Consider the following 538-nt stretch of genomic DNA (forward strand, 5'->3'; position numbering starts at 1 on the left):
CTCGGGCCTCACGCGACGTGAGGGTCAAGCCGGGATCGTGCGTCCTCCGGACCCGGGAGAAAAGACCGGGCATCCGGAGCACGCCCGTGCCAGGCTGGCCCGCATGACGACCTACCGCCGAAAGGCCCGTGCCGCGTAAGCCGCCGGGAAGGGTGCGGACCGGACTCCCCCGGCCGCGCAGGCCCTACGAGAGATCGCCCGTCATCGACGGGCTGCCGGCCGGGACGCTCGCCGAGCTGGCCCGGCTGGAGCGCACGCGGAACTACCTCTGGCCCGGGGCCGTTTCCGTCGCACCCTGCCGTTCCTCGGACCGGCCTTCGTCGCCGCCATCGCCTACGTCGATCCCGGCAACTTCGCGACGAACGTCGCCGCAGGCTCGCAGTTCGGCTACCTGCTGCTCTGGGTCATCGTCGGGGCGAACCTGCTGGCCATGCTCATCCAGGCGCTCTCGGCGAAGCTGGGCCTCGCCACGGGGGAGAACCTGGCCGAGCAGTGCCGCCGGCACTTCCCCAAGCCCGTCTCGCGGGGCCTGTGGGTG

General features: G+C 72.3%; 1 protein-coding gene. It reads left to right on the plus strand.

Features of this window, described 5'->3' with window-relative positions:
- Window positions 1-328: 328 nt before the first annotated feature.
- The coding region (locus ABFY07_RS42900) for an Nramp family divalent metal transporter (protein WP_428837125.1) at window positions 329-538 on the plus strand (210 nt) is incomplete at its 3' end.

It is taken from the genome of Streptomyces sparsogenes subsp. cuspidosporus, assembly GCF_039532705.1.
In the GTDB taxonomy this organism is placed as follows: Bacteria; Actinomycetota; Actinomycetes; order Streptomycetales; family Streptomycetaceae; genus Streptomyces; species Streptomyces sparsogenes.